The sequence below is a fragment of the Pseudoalteromonas aliena genome (genome assembly GCF_038155085.1).
GTDB lineage: Bacteria > Pseudomonadota > Gammaproteobacteria > Enterobacterales > Alteromonadaceae > Pseudoalteromonas > Pseudoalteromonas aliena_A.
The window spans coordinates 1-221 of the sequence record NZ_JBAKAU010000167.1; the positions used below are offsets into that span (position 1 = coordinate 1).

The following is a 221-nucleotide window of genomic DNA, read 5'->3' on the forward strand; positions in this document are numbered from 1 at the left end:
TTTGCAAATTTAGCATCTGATAGCGTTAAATAGGTTGTAGTATATAAAACTGGTAAAGCAAGTATTGCATCATGTTGTATTGGCGCAACAATTAATATTAATACGGCTCGCCCGCTCGACAACCCAGGGTTTGTTTCCAGCATTGGCGTATATGCATTACACGACTCAACAAACCGCGTTGGTGTTGACATATCACCAGAGCTTTCAGGCTTATTTAGCTG

General features: G+C 40.7%; 1 pseudogene. It reads left to right on the plus strand.

Going from position 1 to position 221, the window contains the following annotated elements:
- Positions 1–221, plus strand: a pseudogene (locus tag V6260_RS18955) (hypothetical protein); the annotation flags it as partial.